This window comes from Nocardioides sp. zg-1308 (genome assembly GCF_013155375.1).
Taxonomy (GTDB): Bacteria; Actinomycetota; Actinomycetes; order Propionibacteriales; family Nocardioidaceae; genus Nocardioides; species Nocardioides renjunii.
Genome location: NZ_JABJQY010000004.1, coordinates 314019 through 330877, shown reverse-complemented (window position 1 = coordinate 330877; position 16859 = coordinate 314019). Strand labels below are relative to the sequence as shown.

Annotated in this window: 18 protein-coding genes; 13 read left to right on the top strand and 5 right to left on the bottom strand. The window is 73.7% G+C overall.

The annotated features are described in order from the left end of the window. The first annotated feature begins 24 nt into the window (after positions 1-24). From metK to HN031_RS16475, 6 genes are all read left to right on the top strand, one after another. Positions 25-1227 carry a methionine adenosyltransferase gene (gene metK / locus HN031_RS16500; protein WP_172272515.1) on the top strand — a complete coding sequence of 401 codons (1203 nt, stop codon included), beginning with the start codon at positions 25-27 and terminating at the stop codon, positions 1225-1227. A gap of 150 nt (positions 1228-1377) precedes the next feature. Continuing rightward, positions 1378-3387, top strand: coding sequence for a primosomal protein N' (locus HN031_RS16495; RefSeq protein WP_172272512.1), 2010 nt, complete (start codon positions 1378-1380; stop codon positions 3385-3387). Positions 3388-3510: 123 nt separating this feature from the next. Further along, a complete protein-coding gene (gene def, locus HN031_RS16490) occupies positions 3511-4056 on the top strand; it encodes a peptide deformylase (protein ID WP_172272509.1) in 546 nt (181 codons plus the stop codon). Positions 4057-4066: 10 nt separating this feature from the next. Continuing rightward, positions 4067-4993, top strand: a complete 927-nt coding sequence (gene fmt / locus HN031_RS16485; RefSeq protein WP_172272506.1) for a methionyl-tRNA formyltransferase — start codon at positions 4067-4069, stop codon at positions 4991-4993. 24 nt (positions 4994-5017) lie between these two features. Further along, on the top strand, positions 5018-5443 hold the full coding sequence (locus tag HN031_RS16480; protein WP_172272503.1) for an MmcQ/YjbR family DNA-binding protein: 426 nt from the start codon (positions 5018-5020) through the stop codon (positions 5441-5443). Then, positions 5436-6779, top strand: a complete 1344-nt coding sequence (locus HN031_RS16475; RefSeq protein ID WP_172272500.1) for a transcription antitermination factor NusB — start codon at positions 5436-5438, stop codon at positions 6777-6779. Before HN031_RS16480 ends, HN031_RS16475 begins: the two co-directional genes overlap by 8 nt. A gap of 19 nt (positions 6780-6798) precedes the next feature. Here HN031_RS16475 and HN031_RS16470 read toward each other — a convergent pair whose 3' ends face one another. Continuing rightward, on the bottom strand, positions 6799-7545 hold the full coding sequence (locus HN031_RS16470) for an AAA family ATPase (protein WP_172272497.1): 747 nt from the start codon (positions 7543-7545) through the stop codon (positions 6799-6801). Between the two features lie 216 nt (positions 7546-7761). Between HN031_RS16470 and HN031_RS16465 the strand changes: the two genes are divergently transcribed. The 6 genes from HN031_RS16465 to HN031_RS16440 all read left to right on the top strand — a co-directional run bounded on the left by HN031_RS16465 (position 7762) and on the right by HN031_RS16440 (position 12415). Further along, on the top strand, positions 7762-8775 hold the full coding sequence (locus HN031_RS16465) for a hypothetical protein (RefSeq protein ID WP_172272495.1): 1014 nt from the start codon (positions 7762-7764) through the stop codon (positions 8773-8775). A gap of 37 nt (positions 8776-8812) precedes the next feature. Beyond that, a complete protein-coding gene (ligD, locus tag HN031_RS16460; RefSeq protein ID WP_172272492.1) occupies positions 8813-9799 on the top strand; it encodes a non-homologous end-joining DNA ligase in 987 nt (328 codons plus the stop codon). A 95-nt stretch (positions 9800-9894) separates the two neighbouring features. After that, positions 9895-10845 carry a lipid kinase gene (locus HN031_RS16455; protein ID WP_172272490.1) on the top strand — a complete coding sequence of 317 codons (951 nt, stop codon included), beginning with the start codon at positions 9895-9897 and terminating at the stop codon, positions 10843-10845. A 9-nt stretch (positions 10846-10854) separates the two neighbouring features. After that, positions 10855-11517 (top strand): ribulose-phosphate 3-epimerase, encoded by a 663-nt coding sequence (gene rpe, locus HN031_RS16450; RefSeq protein ID WP_172272488.1) that lies wholly within the window; start codon positions 10855-10857, stop codon positions 11515-11517. Beyond that, positions 11514-11927 carry an MmcQ/YjbR family DNA-binding protein gene (locus HN031_RS16445; RefSeq protein WP_172272486.1) on the top strand — a complete coding sequence of 138 codons (414 nt, stop codon included), beginning with the start codon at positions 11514-11516 and terminating at the stop codon, positions 11925-11927. The genes rpe and HN031_RS16445 overlap by 4 nt, the downstream gene beginning before the upstream one ends. Positions 11928-11950: 23 nt before the next feature. After that, the gene (locus HN031_RS16440) at positions 11951-12415 is read left to right on the top strand and encodes a DUF427 domain-containing protein (protein WP_172272484.1); all 465 of its coding nucleotides are present in this window, start codon (positions 11951-11953) and stop codon (positions 12413-12415) included. 152 nt (positions 12416-12567) lie between these two features. On the opposite strand, the gene HN031_RS16435 is transcribed toward HN031_RS16440, so the two are convergent. Both HN031_RS16435 and HN031_RS16430 read right to left on the bottom strand, forming a co-directional pair. Next, positions 12568-12795, bottom strand: coding sequence for a DUF5703 family protein (locus HN031_RS16435; RefSeq protein WP_172272482.1), 228 nt, complete (start codon positions 12793-12795; stop codon positions 12568-12570). Positions 12796-12824: 29 nt separating this feature from the next. Further along, positions 12825-13772 carry an aldo/keto reductase gene (locus HN031_RS16430; protein WP_172272480.1) on the bottom strand — a complete coding sequence of 316 codons (948 nt, stop codon included), beginning with the start codon at positions 13770-13772 and terminating at the stop codon, positions 12825-12827. Between the two features lie 67 nt (positions 13773-13839). On the opposite strand from HN031_RS16430, the gene HN031_RS16425 reads away from it, so the two are divergent. After that, on the top strand, positions 13840-14661 hold the full coding sequence (locus HN031_RS16425; protein WP_172272478.1) for an undecaprenyl-diphosphate phosphatase: 822 nt from the start codon (positions 13840-13842) through the stop codon (positions 14659-14661). Here HN031_RS16425 and HN031_RS16420 read toward each other — a convergent pair. Both HN031_RS16420 and corA read right to left on the bottom strand, forming a co-directional pair. Continuing rightward, positions 14636-15883, bottom strand: coding sequence for an MFS transporter (locus HN031_RS16420; RefSeq protein ID WP_367650791.1), 1248 nt, complete (start codon positions 15881-15883; stop codon positions 14636-14638). The genes HN031_RS16425 and HN031_RS16420 overlap by 26 nt on opposite strands. Next, positions 15874-16854: a magnesium/cobalt transporter CorA gene (gene corA / locus HN031_RS16415; RefSeq protein ID WP_172272475.1), complete on the bottom strand. Its 981-nt coding sequence runs from the start codon at positions 16852-16854 to the stop codon at positions 15874-15876. Before corA ends, HN031_RS16420 begins: the two co-directional genes overlap by 10 nt. Positions 16855-16859 lie beyond the last annotated feature (5 nt).

Below are 16859 nucleotides of genomic sequence, written 5' to 3'. Positions count from 1 at the left end.
TTCCACACAAGAATTGAGAGCATCGTGGCTGGACGCCTGTTCACCTCCGAGTCCGTGACCGAGGGGCACCCCGACAAGATCGCCGACCGGATCAGCGACTCGGTCCTCGACCACCTCATGGCGGAGGACCCCGACCGCGCCAACCTGCGCGTCGCCGTCGAGACGCTGCTGACCACCGGCCTGGTGGTGGTGGCGGGCGAGGTGCGCACCACCGCCTACGCCCCGGTGGCCGACATCGTCCGCCGGGCGATCCTCGACATCGGCTACGACTCCTCGGAGAAGGGCTTCGACGGCACCACGTGCGGCGTCCAGGTCGCGATCGGCGCCCAGTCCAGCGACATCGCCGCCGGCGTCGACGCCGGCCACGAGTCCCGCGTGGGCGACTCCGACGACGAGCTCGACAAGCGCGGCGCCGGCGATCAGGGCCTGATGTTCGGCTACGCCTGCGACGACACCCCCGAGCTGATGCCGCTCCCGATCACCATCGCCCAGCGGCTCGCCCAGCGGCTGACGCAGGTCCGCAAGGACGGCGTCCTGCACTACCTGCGCCCCGACGGCAAGACCCAGGTCACCATCGAGTACGACGAGGACGACCGCCCGGTGCGCATCGACACCGTGGTGCTCTCCACCCAGCACGACCCCGACATCGAGCACGCCCAGCTCGAGGCCGAGATCAAGCAGCACGTGATCGACCCCGTGCTCGCCGACTTCTCGCTGCCCTCCGAGGGCTATCGGATGCTGGTCAACCCGACCGGCACCTTCGTCATCGGTGGCCCGATGGGCGACGCCGGCCTCACCGGTCGCAAGATCATCGTCGACACCTACGGCGGCATGGCGCGCCACGGCGGCGGCGCCTTCTCGGGCAAGGACCCCTCGAAGGTCGACCGCTCGGCCGCGTACGCCATGCGCTGGGTGGCGAAGAACGTCGTGGCCGCCGGGCTCGCCCGCCGCTGCGAGGCGCAGGTCGCCTACGCCATCGGCAAGGCCGCGCCGGTGGGTGTCTTCATCGAGACCTTCGGCACCGGCGTCGTGCCGGACTCGCAGATCCAGGACGCCGTGCTCGAGGTCTTCGACCTCCGCCCGGCCGCGATCATCCGCGACCTCGACCTGCTCCGCCCGATCTACGCCCAGACCTCGGCCTACGGCCACTTCGGTCGCGAGCTGCCCGACTTCACGTGGGAGACGACCGACCGCGCGGAGAAGCTGAAGGCGGCCGCGGGGGTCTGACGGCTGGGCCGACGTTGGCGGCCGTGGCGCCCTACGGTTTCCCCGCATATGCGGGGAAACCCGAACTTCTCGAGCCGTACACGCCCCGAGAAGTTCACAAACTCCTCGGGGAGTCCGGCCCCGTCGGTGGCCGCTGACAGAATCGCCCGCATGACCTCCCACGACACCCCGGAAGCAGACATGCTCCCGGGGCTTCGTGCCGCGGTGGACGACGCCCGGGCGAAGGCGGCGGCGACCCGGCGCCGCAAGGCCGCGGCGTGGGAGCCGGCCGCCACCGACCCGGTCGCGCGCGTGCTGGTCGACATCGCGCTGGCCCACCTCGACCGGCCCTTCGACTACGCCGTCCCGGTCGGCATGGCCCAGACGGCCGTGCCCGGGGCGAGGGTCAAGGTGCGCTTCGCCGGCCAGGACGTCGACGGGTTCGTCGTCGAGCGCGCCGGCGAGACCGACCACACCGGCGCGCTGCAGCCGCTGCGGCGCGTGGTGAGCCCCGAGCCGGTGCTCGCCCCCGAGATTGCCGAGCTGAGCGAGACCCTCGCCCGGACGTACGCCGGCGCCCGGTCCGACGTCCTGCGCCTCGCCGTCCCGCCGAGGCACGCCGCCACCGAGAAGGTGCCGTCCGAGGCCGCCCCGGCGCTGCCCGCCGCCACGGCACCCCGCGCGTGGTCCGACGTCGAGCACGCAGCACCGTTCCTCCGCCGGCTGGCGGCGGGGGAGTCGCCGAGGGCCGTGTGGTCCGCCGCGCCGGGCGACGACTGGCCCGCGATGGTCGCCGAGGCCGTGGCGGCGACCTACGCCGCCGGGCGCGGCGCGCTGGTGTGCGTGCCGGACCGGCGCGACGTCACCCGCGTCGACGCCGCGCTCCGCGCGCTGCTGGGCGAGGGCCACCATGTCAGCCTCACCGCCGACGGGGGACCGGCCGCCCGCTACCGCGACTTCCTCGCCGTCTCGCGCGGGGCCCGCAGGATCGTCGTCGGCACGCGCTCGGCCGCGTTCGCGCCGGTCCACGACCTCGGCCTGGTCGTGCTCTGGGACGACGGCGACGACCTCCACGCCGAGCCGCGTGCGCCCTACCCCCACACCCGCGAGGTCCTCGTCACCCGGGCCGAGCAGCAGTCGACGGCGGCGCTGCTCGGCGGGTTCGCACGGACCCCGGAGGCGCAGCAGCTGCTCGCGACCGGGTGGGCCCGCGAGCTGACCACGCCCCGCGAGGTGCTGCGTCGCCGGGTCCGGGTCGAGGCGGTGCCCGCCGAGGACCGGGCCGTCGGCACCCGCATCCCCCGCACCGCCTACGACGCCATCCGCAGCGGCCTGACGTCGGGGCCCGTGCTCGTCCAGACGCCACGGGCCGGCTACGCCGCCTCGCTGGCCTGCGACACCTGCCGTACGCCCGCCCGCTGCTCGGTGTGCAGCGGACCGCTCGCGCTGGCGGGCCCCGCCGCCCCGCCCCACTGCCGCTGGTGCGGCCACGTCGAGCAGGCCTGGGCGTGCCCCACCTGCGGCGGTCGGGGACTGCGTGCCCCGGTCCGCGGCGAGGCACGCACGGCGGAGGAGCTCGGTCGGACCTTCCCCGGCACCACGGTCCGCAGCTCCAGCGGCGAGCGCGTCCTCGACACGGTGCCCGCCGCCGCCCACATCGTCGTCGCCACGGTGGGCGCCGAGCCCGTCGCCGACGGCGGCTACGCCGCCGTGGTCGTCCTCGACACGTGGCTGAGCCTGGCCCGTGACGACATGCGCGCCGCGGAGGAGGCGCTGCGCCGGTGGCTCAACGCCGCCGCGCTGGCGCGCCCCGGCGGCCACGTGGTCGCCGTCGGCGACCCCGCACACCCGGCGCTGCAGGCACTGGTCCGGTGGGACCCCGCCGGCTACGCCCGTCGCGAGGCCGACGAGCGCGCGCAGGCCCACCTGCCGCCCGCCGCCCGGCTGGCGACGGTCACCGGCGACCTCGGCGCGCTCGACGACGTGCTGCACCTGCTCGACGTCCCGGAGGGCGCCGAGGTGCTCGGCCCGGTGGCGGTCGGCGACGAGCACCGCGTCCTGCTGCGCGTGCCCTGGACGCAGGGCCCGGCCCTCTCCGCCGCCCTGGGCGACCTCCAGCGGGTCCGCTCGGCCCGCAAGCTCGACCCCGTGCGGATCCAGGTCGACCCCCTCACGATCTAGCGCGGGTGCTGGCCGGGTCGGCGGCCTCCCTAGACTTGTGACCTCACGGTCCGGGCGCCCGACCGGCCGCCGACCGCTCCTCCGCACCGCCCCACCACACCGACCCACACCTCAGGGAGATCCGTGGCCGTCCAGCCGATCCGCCTCTTCGGCGACCCGGTGCTCCGCCAGCGAGCGATCGAGGTCGACAGCTTCGACCGGGAGCTGCGCCAGCTGGTCACCGACCTCACCGACACGATGCTCGCCGCGCCCGGCGCGGGCCTGGCCGCACCGCAGATCGGTGTCGGGCTCCGGGTGTTCACCTGGCACGTGCACGGCGAGCTCGGCCACCTGGTCAACCCGTCGCTGGAGCTCTCCGAGGACACCCAGGACGGCGCGGAGGGTTGCCTGTCGCTGCCCGAGCTGACCTACGACTGCCTGCGCGCGCTGTCCGTCGTCGCCACCGGCTTCGACATGCACGGCGAGCCGCAGCGGATCGAGGCCTCGGAGCTCCTGGCGCGCGCCATGCAGCACGAGACCGACCACCTCGACGGCATCCTCTTCATCGACAAGCTCGACACCGACGCCCGCAAGGCGGCGATGAAGGAGATCCGCGAGTCCGAGTGGTTCGGCCTCGAGAAGCCCACGGTCCGGGTCAGCCCGCACGCCACCCACGGGTTCGCCCGATGAGCGCGGCCTGATGCGCGTCGTCTTCGCGGGCACGCCCGAGGTGGCGCTGCCCGCCCTCGACGCGGTCGCCGCCAGCCGGCACGAGCTCGTCGGCGTCGTCACCCGCCCCGACGCCCCGAGCGGACGTGGCCGCCGTCTGGTGGCCAGCCCGGTGGCCCAGCGCGCCGACGAGCTCGGCGTACCCGTCCTCAAGCCGACCCACCCGCGCGAGCCCGACTTCCAGGCGGCCCTGGCCGGGCTCCGGCCCGACGCGTGCCCGGTGGTGGCCTACGGAGCGCTGCTGCCGCAGCCGGCGCTGGACCTCGTGCCGCACGGCTGGATCAACCTGCACTTCTCGGTGCTGCCGTCCTGGCGCGGAGCCGCGCCCGTCCAGCACTCGCTGTGGGCCGGTGACGAGGTGACCGGGGCGACCACCTTCCGGATCGTCAAGGAGCTCGACGCGGGTCCGGTCTTCGGCGTGATGACCGAGCGGATCCGCCCCGGCGACACGGCGGGCGACCTCCTGGCTCGGCTGGCGGAGGGGGGAGCGGGCCTGCTCGTGCAGACGCTCGACGGCATCGAGGACGGCACGCTCGAAGCGCGTGAGCAGCAGGCCGAGGGCGTCTCGTTCGCGCCCAAGATCACCGTCGAGGACGCCCGGATCGACTGGGCGCACCCCGCCGTCGCGATCGACCGCCAGGTGCGCGCCTGCGACCCGGCGCCGGGCGCGTGGAGCACCTTCGGAGGCGAGCGCATCAAGATCGGGCCGGTCCACCCGGTCGAACGCGAGCCGCTGCCCCCCGGGGTGCTCGACGTGACCAAGAACGCCGTCCTCGTGGGCACCTCCACCTCACCTGTTCAGCTCGGGGACGTGAAGGCGTTCGGCAAGAAGCAGATGGCGGCCGCCGACTGGGCGCGCGGCGTACGCCTCGAGTCGGGCGCCCGCCTCGGTGACTGACGCGCGTCGCCTAGGGTGCGGGGGATGAGCTCCCCAGCGAAGCGGCCCGCCCGGCCGGAGGACGTCGACGAGATCTGCGGCAGCCTGCCCGACACCGAGCTCGGCACGTCGTGGGGCGACCGCCCGACCTGGAAGGTCCCCCGCGGCGACAAGGGCAAGGGCTTCGTCCTGCACCGCGCGCCGCACCAGAACGCGGTGGACCCGGCCACGGGGGAGATGTACGACGACCTGCTGGTCATCGTCACGCCGACCGAGGCCGAGAAGCACGCGCTCGTCGAGGACGAGTCGACGCCGTTCTTCACCATCGACCACTTCAACGGCCATGCCGCCGTGCTGGTGCAGCAGTCCCGGCTCGGCGAGATCAGCCGCGAGGAGCTGGCCGAGGTGATCACCGAGGCGTGGGCCGCGAAGGCCCCGCAGAAGCTGGTCCGGGAGCACTTCGGTGAGTGAACGGCGCCGCCCGGTCGACCGCCCGCGGCGTGCGGCGCTCGACGTGCTCACGGCGGTCCGCACCGACGAGGCCTACGCCAACCTCGTGCTGCCGCAGGTGCTGCGCAAGCACGGCCTCGAGGGCCGCGACGCCGCTCTCACCACCGAGCTGGCGTCGGGCGCCATCCGCATGCAGGGCCTCTACGACCCGATCATCGACGCCTGCCTGACGAAGCCGCGGCTGCAGGCGGGCGTGCGCGACGTGCTCCGGCTCGGCGTCCACCAGCTGCTCTCCATGCGCGTGCCCGACCACGCCGCGATCTCCACCAGCGTCGACCTCGTGCGCGCGAGCGTCGGCCAGGGCCCGGCAGGCCTCGTCAACGCGGTGCTGCGCAAGGTCAGCCGCCGTGACCTCGACGCCTGGGTCGCGGAGGTGGCTCCCGACCGGATCACCGACCTCCTCGGCCACCTCGCCACCGCCCACTCCCACCCCCGCTGGGTGGTCGAGCTCCTCGCCGAGGCCCTGCACGACGGCGACGGCGACGGCGGCCGCGATGGCGACGGGACGGAGCTCGAGGCGCTGCTCGCTGCCGACAACGCCCCACCGCGCGTCACCCTCGTCGCCCGACCCGGCCTGGCGGGCGTGGAGGAGCTGGAGGCCGCCGGTGGCAGCCGCACCAGCCTGTCGCCGTACGGCGTCGTGCTGGGCGGCGGCGACCCGGGCGGCGTGCCGGCCGTGGCCGAGGGACGTGCGGGGGTGCAGGACGAGGGCTCGCAGGTCGTCGCGCTGGCGATGGCGCAGGCGGCGCTCGAGGGACGTGACGAGCGCTGGCTGGACCTGTGCGCCGGCCCCGGGGGCAAGGCCGCTCTGCTCGGCGCGCTCGCCGCCGAGCGAGGAGCCGTGCTGGTGGCCCACGAGCGCCAGCCGCACCGCGCCACGCTCGTCGCCTCAGCGGTCCGCGCGCTCCCCGCGGGCAGCGTGCACGTGCTCGCCGGTGACGGTGCCCGGCCGGCGTGGGTGCCGGGCACCTTCGACCGGGTCCTGGTGGACGCACCCTGCACGGGCCTGGGGGCGCTGCGGCGTCGGCCGGAGTCGCGGTGGCGACGCGCGCCGCGGGACCTCGACGTCCTGGTGGCGCTCCAGCAGGTCCTGCTCGACGTGGCGCTGGAGTCGGTGCGGCCCGGTGGCGTCGTGGTCTACGCGACGTGCTCGCCGGTGCGCGCCGAGACGGTCGAGGTCGTGGAGGCCGTGCTCGGGCGTCGCGGCGACACCGACGAGGTCGACCGGTTCCAGCTGTGGCCGCACCGCGACGGCACCGACGCGATGTTCGCCTCGACGCTGCGCCGCCGGGCCTGACCCGGTCGGACGACGGCGCTCAGTCCAGCAGGTGGCGCAGGTAGGCCTGCGGCTCGGCGAGGTAGCGCCGCCAGTGCTCCACGAGCGCGAGGTCCTCCCACGCGCTGTCACGCAGGCCCCACTCGCCCACCTCGAGGATGCGGGCGCCCGGCATCGCCGCCAGGACCGGGGAGTGGGTGGCGCACAGGACCTGGCCCCTGCGCTCGACCACCCGCTGCAGGGCGGCGACGAGGCCGAGGGTGGAGGAGAACGACAGCGCTGCCTCCGGCTCGTCGAGGCAGAAGAAGCCGGTGCCCGAGAACCGCGTCTCCAGCACGGCGAGGAAGGACTCGCCGTGGCTCAGCCCGTGGAAGTCGACGTCGCCCTCGCCCGACGTGCTCGGGTGGTCCTCGATGTAGGAGTACCAGCCGTGCATCGTCTCGGCCCGGAGGAAGAACCCCCACCTGGTCGACCCGGCCCCGCGCACCAGCTGGAGCGCCTCCCCGAGCGGGGACTCGGTGGATCGGGTGGAGTGCCGGCTGTGGACGCTGCCGCCCTCGGGAGAGAGCCCGAACGCGGTCGCGACCGCCTCGACCAGCGTCGACTTGCCCGAGCCGTTCTCGCCGACGAGGAACGTCACGCCGGGACCGAGGTCCAGGCCCTCGTCGAGGACCTGCGCCACGGCGGGGATCGACGCCGGATAGCTGTCCCGGCGCAGGCCGTGCGCGGAGCCGGCCTCCACACGCCGCACGGGATGTCGCGGGACGTCCCCACCCCTCAGCGGCATGCCCGCACGCTAGCCGAGCGGAGGAGCATCCACCCGCACAGGTGGGTCCCACCCAACATTCGGCATTCATCTGCAGGCCGCCTGTTCACAACCCGCGTGTAGCCCACCATGATGGAGTGAGCACGGCGCACCGGAGGGGTGCGCGGTGCATCGGGGAGCAGGACACGGATGCGGTTTCTCAGGACTCTGACAGGCGTCGCGGTCACGACGGTGCTCGTGACGACGGGCGCGGGCCCGGCCCGGGCCGAGGGGACCCGTACGCTGACGGGGCCCGCCACGGGCGACGCGAGCGCGTTCATCACCTACGTCGGGTGCACCAGCCTCTTCGCCGATGCCGCCGCACCGCAGTCGCGGCTCAACCTCGGCCCCTACTCCGCGCCGATGGGCCGCCGATCCCTCGGGCTCGTGCCGGCCGCCCGGGGCAGCGCCTCGGGGCCCTACTCCGAGTTCGGCTCCCTCACCCGGCTCGACGCCTCCGTGTCGGTCGCCGCCACCGCCGGCAGCACGGGTGTGTCCTACGTCCTGGCCGTGACGCGCACGAGCCCCCGCGGCACCGCGTGGAGCGGTCGCGCCGACGTCGCCGCGGCGCCCGGCTCGTGGTCGACCGTCTCGGCCTCCAGGCTCAGCTACGACTGGACCCTGGTCGACCTGCCCACCGGCGCCCCGCTGGGTCCGGCCGGGACGGCCACACCCGCCGCCTTCGCCGAGGAGCACGGCGACGGCAAGGGCTTCGTCGTCACCGGCTTCGGGTGCGACGGCAAGGCCTTCAACCTCGACGCCGTCCGCGGGTCCGGGTCGACGTTCGACTTCGAGGGCATCACCCTCGCCACCGCCATCGCCGCGGAGCGCACGCGGGTCCCCGCGGGCGACGAGGTCGCCATCACCGGCCGGGTGACCGACGCCGGCGGGCGCGTGACCGGCGACCCGCTCGTCCTCGAGTCCCGTGCGCCCGGCGGCGCCTGGAAGCCGGCCGGCGACCCGGTCCTCGCCGAGGCCAACGGCGTCGCGCGCGTCGTCGTACGCCTCACGGAGACCACGGAGCTGCGCTGGCACCGGCCCGAGAGCCAGTACGCCGACGAGGGCTGGTCGGAGACGGTGACCGTGACGGTCCAGCAGGCGCCCGAGCAGACCGCCGAGCAGAGCCCGGGGCAGACCCCGGCGCAGGAGCAGGGCGGGCAGTCGCAGCAGGGACAGGAGCAGGACCAGGGGCAGGACCAGGGGCAGGACTAGCCCGGCCCGGGCCTCGGGCCCCACTAGGCTCGCTCCCATGGCGTCGCCCTTCATCGAGATCGAGGTCGACGACCGCGTCGTCAAGGTGACCAACCCCGACCGCGTCTACTTCCCGCCCACCGGGTCCGGGCACGGTGGGGCGACCAAGCTCGACCTCGTCGAGTACTACCTCGCCGTCGGCGACGGCATCGTCAACGCCCTCCTCGAGCGCCCGTGCATGCTGCACCGCTTCCCCAAGGGGATCGAGGGCGACAAGGTGCACCAGAAGCGACTTCCGGCCGGCGCCCCGCCGTGGGTCGAGACGGTCCAGCTGTTCTTCCCGCGGTGGAAGCGCACCGCGGACGAGCTGTGCGTCACCGAGCTGGCCAGCGTGATCTGGGCGGTGCAGATGTCGACCGTGGAGTTCCACCCGTGGAACAGCCGGCGCGAGGACACCGAGAAGCCCGACGAGTGGCGCATCGACCTCGACCCCGGGCCGGAGTGCGACTGGGCGACGGTGCAGCGCGTCACCCACGTCACCCGCGAGGTGCTCGACGAGCTGGGCGCAGTCGGCTTCCCCAAGACCAGCGGCGGCTCGGGCCTGCACGTCTACGTGCGGATCCCGCCCGACCACGGCTTCCAGGACGTACGCCGAGCCGCGCTGGCGTTCGCCCGCGAGGTCGAGCGCCGGGCCGGGGGAGAGGTGACCACCGCGTGGTGGCGCAAGGACCGCGACCCGTCGCAGCTGTTCGTCGACTACAACCAGAACGCCCGCGACCACACCATCGCCGCGGCGTACTCGGTGCGCGGCGTGCCCAGCGCCCGCGTCTCCGCGCCGGTGCGGTGGGAGGAGGTCGACGACTGCGAGCCGGACGACTTCACGATCTTCACCATGCCGGAGCGGTTCGCGCGGATCGGGGACCTGCACGCCGACATCGACGCCCACCCCTTCGACATCGCACCGCTGCTCGCGTGGGCGGATCGCGACGAGGCGGAGGGCGCGGCGGCGCCACCCGAGCCCGACGAGGACCAGCCGCCGACCTGAGGTCCACCGGACATCCCTCTCGGCAGGGTCGGTCCCACAGCCCCCGCACAGGTCGTCCTCACGGTTCTCTCACCCTCGTCGCCTACCGTCGAGGCATGCAGAGCGACGCGCACACCCGGCCACGCCGCACCGACCGGGTCGCGGTGGTGGTCAACACCGCGTCACGGACCGGTGCCCGCTCGCTGCCGTTGCTCGAGGCGGCCCTGCGGCCGACGTCCGACTTGGTCCTCATCCACCCGGCCCACGGTGGCGGAGAGCTGGCCGGTGCCCTCGAGCGGGCCATGGAGTCCGAGCCGGACCTGCTCGTCGTCGGGGGCGGCGACGGCACCATCGGCTGCGCGGCCGACCTCGTCGCCCACACCCCCACGGTCCTCGGTGTGCTGCCGCTCGGCACGGCCAACGACTTCGCCCGCACGCTCGAGATCCCCGACACCCTCACTGCGGCCGTGGACACGCTGCTGCACGGCAAGGTGGTCGATGTCGACCTCGGCCGCGTCGACGGCCGGGCCTACCTCAACGTCGCCTCGATCGGGCTGTCCGTGGCCGTGGCGCAGCGGCTGACGCCGGGCCTGAAGCGACGGCTGGGCCGCTTCGCCTACCCCGTCGCCACGGTGGCGGCCTACCGCTCCCACCGACCGTTCGACGCCCGCCTCGAGCTCGAGGACGGCACGGTGCTCGAGCTGCAGGACCTCATGCAGGTCGCGGTCGGCAACGGCCGTCACTACGGCGGCGGGCTCACGGTCGCGCCTCGGGCCTCCATCGACGACCACCTCCTCGACGTGTACGCCGTCGTGCAGGGCCGGTTGCGCGACCACGTGTCGGTTGCCCGCCTGCTGCGGACCGGGCACCTCGTCGACCACGACCGGGTGCACCACGTCACCGCCCGCCGCCTCCGGCTGGTGACCGACGAGCCGCTGGAGGTCAACCTCGACGGGGAGGTCGCGGCCCGGACGCCCGCGACCTTCGAGGTCGACCGCAACGCCCTGCACGTCGTCGTACCGGCCGGGAGCCGTGCCGCGCGGATGGATGGTCGCGCCACTGCCTAGGATCGACCCGTGGGCATCCAGATCACGCCGAGCATCCTCAACGCCGACCTCTCGCGCCTGGCCGAGGAGGTGGCGCGGATCCCCAGCGCCGACTGGGTCCACGTCGACGTGATGGACAACCACTTCGTACCCAACCTGACGCTCGGGCTGCCCGTCGTCGAGTCGCTGGCCAGGCACGCCTCCCAGCCGATCGACGTCCACCTGATGATCGAGGACGCCGACCGCTGGGCACCGGCCTTCGCCGAGGCCGGGTGCGGCTCGGTGACGTTCCACGCCGAGGCGGCGAGGGCCCCGGTGCGGCTCGCCCGGGAGATCCGCGGGCAGGGCGCCCGCGCGTCGATGGCGCTGAAGCCGGCGACGCCCGTCGAGCCCTACGAGGCGATCCTGCCCGAGCTCGACATGCTGCTGATCATGACCGTCGAGCCGGGCTTCGGCGGGCAGAAGTTCCTCGACCTGTGCCTGCCCAAGATCCGCACCGCCCGCGAGCTCGTGCGCAAGCACGGCGGCGAGACGTGGCTGCAGGTCGACGGCGGCGTGTCGCTGGAGACGATCGAGCGCTGCGCGGAGGCCGGCGCGGACGTGTTCGTCGCCGGGTCCGCGGTCTACTCCGCGGACGACCCGGACGCGATGGTGCGCGAGCTGAGGGCGAAGGCCGAGGCCGTCGGGTCATGAGCCCGCGGGCGACGGTCGACGACATCCACGCCACCGCGCGGGCGATGCCGCACGTCACCGTCTTCCGTCCCGACAGCAATCCCGTCTACCAGGTCGGCAGCAAGTCGTTCGTCTTCTTCCGGACCCCGCGACCCGACGCCGTCGACCCGGACACGGGGGAGCGCTACGACGACGTCGTCGTGATCTGGGTGGCCTCCGAGGGCGACAAGCAGGCGCTGCTCCAGGACGAGCGGCTGCCGTTCTGCACCACGCCGCACTTCGACGGCCACCCGTCGGTGCTCCTGCGGGCGTCGCGGGTCGGCGAGGTGGACCGCGACGAGCTCGTCGAGATCGTGCAGGACGCGTGGCTCGCGCAGGCGTCGGCCCGGCGCAGGCGGCTGTGGCTCGAGGAGCACCGGCTCGAGGAGTAGGACGGGGTCCGTAGGTTGGCGGCATGACCGAGTCGGTGTGGGACTACCCGCGGCCCCCGCGGGTCGAGAAGAGCGGCGAGCACGTCGTGGTGACGTACGCCGGTGTCGTCGTGGCCGACACGACGGCGAGCCTGCGGGTGCTGGAGACCAGCCATCCGCCGACCTACTACCTGCCGGTCGCCGACTTCGTCCCCGGCGTCCTGCGCCCGGGCGACGGCGCCTCCTGGTGCGAGTGGAAGGGTCAGGCCGACTACCTCGACCTGGTCGTCGGCGACAATGTCCTGCCGGCGGTGGCGTGGACGTACCCGACGCCGTCGAAGGGCTTCGAGGCGCTGCTCGACCACGTCGCGCTCTACCCCGGCCGCGTCGACCGGTGCACCGTCGACGGCGAGGTCGTCGAGCCGCAACCGGGCAGCTTCTACGGCGGCTGGATCACCTCGCGGGTCACCGGGCCCTTCAAGGGAGCACCGGGCACCTCAGGCTGGTGACGCCCGGCCGTGCGGGCTCGAGATCGGGTTGGGCGGCGTGATCGTGGAAGATCGAGGTCACCCGGTGGCTCGGATCTTCCGCGTTGCGCCGGGAGTCACCGGATATCCGGTGACCGCCCCGCGGCGACCAGGCGGCCAGACGCCCCCGACACTCACCCCGCGAAGAGCGTCAACCGCTGGCGGATGATCTTGCGGCGCAGCACCACGCGGCGCTTGCCGTCGTTGCCGATCCGGAGCCGGTCGAGCTCCCAGCCGCCGTGCTCGGCGCGCTCGACGAGCATCCGGGTGACCACGCTGCGGGAGAAGTCCTTGGGCAGCACGAGCGTCTCGAACTCCCACTCCACGCCTCGCGCCGGCGGGCGGCGCTGCGTCCTGGCCATGTGATCTCCTCTCGGGTGCCGACCCGCGGTCAGTCGGCTGACACGTCGTCGAGCGCGTCGACGATCTCGGGCGGAAGGGTGAGGTCCTCGGTGCTGAGCGCACCGTCGAGCTGGGCTGCGGTCCGGGCGCCGACGACGGGAGCGGCCACGCCGGCGCGGTCCCGTACCCACACCAGGGCGACCTGCAACGGCGTCCAGCCCAGGCCGTCGGCGGCACGGGCGACGGCCTCGACGATGCCGCGGCCCCGCTCGTCGAGGTAGGCCGACACGAACCGGGCGAAGTGCTCGCTCGCGCCGCGGGAGCCGGACGGGGTGCCGGTGCGGTACTTGCCGGTCAGGACGCCGCGACCGAGCGGCGACCACGGCAGGACGCCGAGCCCGAGCGCCTCCGCGGCGGGCAGCACCTCGTGCTCGACCTGGCGGTTGAGCAGGGAGTACTCGACCTGGGTGGAGGCGAGCGGGGTCCGTCCCGGCACCGCCCGCTGCCAGGTGGCTGCCTGGGCGGTCTGCCAGCCGGTGTAGTTGGAGACGCCGACGTAGGAGGCGCGTCCGGAGGTCACGGCGAGGTCGAGGGCGGTGAGGGTCTCCTCGACGGGCGTCTCGTCGGTCCACACGTGCACCTGCCACAGGTCGACGTGGTCGACCCCGAGCCGGGCCAGGGACGCGTCGAGGGTGGTCAGCAGGTGTCCGCGGGAGGTGTTGGTGACCCGCTCGCCCGTACGCCGGGAGATGCCGGCCTTCGTCGCCAGCACGACCTCGTCACGGGCGACGACGTCGCCCAGGAGCGAGCCGATGAGCTCCTCGCTCGCCCCGTCGCCGTAGCCGGCGGCCGTGTCGAGCAGCGTGCCGCCCGCCTCGACGAACGCGGCCAGCTGGTCACGCGCCTCGTGCTCGTCGGTGTCGCGGCCCCACGTCATGGTGCCGAGGCCCAGCCGGGAGACCTTGAGGCCGGTGGCACCGAGGGAACGCTGCTGCATGGAGGTGAGAGTAGCCACGGGTGCTGCACGGACCCGAGGGGACGCGCCCGTAGGCTCCTGCCCTGTGATGGATCTCCTCAAAGCCGTCGTCCTCGGAGTGATCCAGGGGCTGACCGAGTTCCTGCCGATCTCGAGCAGCGCGCACCTCCGGATCTTCCCCGAGCTGTTCGGCTGGGGCGACCCGGGCGCCGCGTTCACGGCCGTGATCCAGATCGGCACCGAGCTCGCGGTGCTCATCTACTTCCGCAAGGACATCTGGCGCATCGGCAGCGCCTGGGTCCGCTCGCTGTTCCAGCCGGAGTACCGCGGCACGCTGGACTCGCGGATGGGCTGGTTCATCATCGTCGGCTCGCTGCCGATCGTGGTGCTGGGCGTGCTGCTCAAGGACGTCATCGAGCGCGACTTCCGCAACCTCTGGATCATCGGCACGACCCTCATCGTGATGGGCGTCGTGCTCGGCATCGCCGACCGCGTGGGACGCACCGACCGCCCGATCGGCAAGATCACCCTGAGGGACGCCGTGCTGATGGGCCTCGCGCAGGCGCTGGCGCTGATCCCCGGCGTGTCCCGCTCCGGCGCGACGATCTCGATGGGCCGCTTCCTCGGCTTCGACCGCGAGGCCGCAACGCGCTTCGCCTTCCTGCTGGCCATCCCGGCCGTGGTCGGGGCGGGCCTGTTCGAGCTCAAGGAGATCCCGAACGGCCACAACGACTTCGGGTGGGGCCCCACGATCACCGCGACGGTGGTGTCCTTCGTGGTCGGCTATGCCGCCATCGCGTGGCTGCTGCGCTACGTCAGCACGCGGTCCTACACGCCGTTCGTCATCTACCGGATCCTGCTCGGCGCCGGGACCCTGGCGCTGCTCAGCGCCGGGGTGCTGACCGCCTGAGCGTGCCGACGAGCAGGACCAGCGCGACGACCTGCGTGACGGCCACGACGACCACCAGCGCCGTCAGCGAGCGCTCGTAGAGCCAGCCCGCCGCCGTCCCGCCGACGACCGCCAGGAGGCCCTGGATGCCGGCGAACACGCCGTACGCCGTCGCGCGCCGGGGCGCCGCCACGAGGTCGGCGACGACCGCCTTGATCGTCGAGTCCTGGACCCCCTGCGCGAACCCCCACGCCGCGACGCCCGCGAGCACCGCCGCCAGCGCCGAGCCGAGGGCCAGCGCCGGCACGAGCGCCACCAGCACCGGCACGACCAGCAGGACGCGCGGACCCGTGCGGTCGTAGACCGACCCGACCACCAGCGCCGCCAGGGCCTCGACGGCCATCGCGGCGGCGTAGAGGAGGGGCACCGCCGCCACGGGCAGGACGCCGTCGATGGTGAGGTGGTAGCCGATGATGCCGAAGGTCACCAGTCCACCGGTGGTCAGCGAGGCGGCGACCGCGTAGCGGAAGAAGTCGCCCGACAACCCGGCTCCGGCGGCCTCGGCCCACCAGCCGCGCCGGGGCTCGTCCTCCGTCGCGACCGGCGGGACGGAGGCGTCGTACGACGCCGGGTCGGGCACCCGCCGGCGCAGGGCGAGCAGGAGGAGCATCGCGACGGCGCCCGGCACCGCCAGCACGGCGAGGCCGGCCCACACCGAGGCCACGGCGACCGCCGCCGAGACGACCAGGGGCCCGGCGAAGGCGCCGACCTGGTCCAGCGCCTTGTGGACGCCGAACCCACGGCCGCGGCCCACGGAGGTGGCGACGTGCGCGAGCAGTGCCGACTTGGACGGCGAGCGGATCGCCTTGCCCAGCCGCTCGAGCAGGATCATGGTGGCGGCGAAGGCGAGCCCGGCCGCCCCGAGCCGTGGCGCGAGGGCGAGCAGCGGGACGCACACCGCTGTGAGGCCGTAGCCGAGGATGGTCAGCGACCAGTAGCGGCCGGTGCGGTCGGCGACCGGCCCGAACGCCAGCCGCAGCACCAGTGCCACCGCCTCGCCGGCACCGGTGACCAGGCCGACGACGACGGCGGAGGCGCCGAGGGCGGCCAGGACGGGACCGTAGACGGAGCGGGCGCCCTCGTAGACCATGTCGGCGGCCAGGCTCACGAAGCCGAACCACCACACCACGCGCCAGGCCGAAGGAGCGGACGTCGCCGCCTCCCGGTCCGGCCTCACAGCCACCCGGACTTCTTGAACCAGGCGAAGAGCCCCAGCGACACCCCGACCATCAGGAGCAGCGCGAACGGGTAGCCGTAGGCCCAGTGAAGCTCGGGCATGTGGTCGAAGTTCATGCCGTAGATCCCCGCGATGAGGGTCGGCACGACGATGAGCGCGGCGCCGGCGGAGATCTTGCGCATGTCCTCGTTCTGCTGGACCGAGATCCGGGCCAGGTGCGCGTCGAAGGCCGAGGACAGCAGCCCGTCGAGGTTGTCGACGACCTCCGAGACCCGCTGGAGGTGGTCGGCGACGTCGCGGAAGTAGGTCGCGGTCTCGGCGGTGATCTCGTCGTCGGCGGCCGTGGCGAACTTGCGCATCGGCTCGCGCAGCGGCATCACGGCGCGGCGGACCTCCGCGATCTCGCGCTTGAGGACGTAGATGCGGGTGGAGTCGTCGGTGCGGGCGGGGGAGAACACCGACTCCTCGACCTCGTCGACGTCGATCTCGAGGGCGGCCCCGACCCGCTCGTACTCGTCCACGACGCGGTCGCACACGGCGTACAGCACCGCCATGGGGCCGTGCTCGAGGACTTGGGCCCGGTCCTCGAGGTCGCGCCGGGACGCGGCGAGGTCGATGCCTTGGCCGTGGCGGACCGTCACGACGAAGTCACGGCCGACGAACATGTTGATCTCGCCGGTCTCGACCGCGTCCTCCTCGTCGACGTACCAGAGCGTCTTGATGACGAGGAACAACGTCCGGCCGTAGCGCTCGAGCTTGGGCCGCTGGTGGGAGTCGCCGGCGTCCTCGACGGCCAGCGGGTGCAGGTCGAAGGTGTCGGCGATGACCGCGAGCTCCTCGCGGCTCGGGTCGTGGACGCCGATCCACTGGAAGTCGCCGGGGGCGCACGGCACCCGCACAGCACCGAGGCTCTGGTCGTCTCCCTCGCCGAGCGGGACCCGCTTGCCCTGGTGGTAGAGGGCGTTGTCGACGATCACGCGCT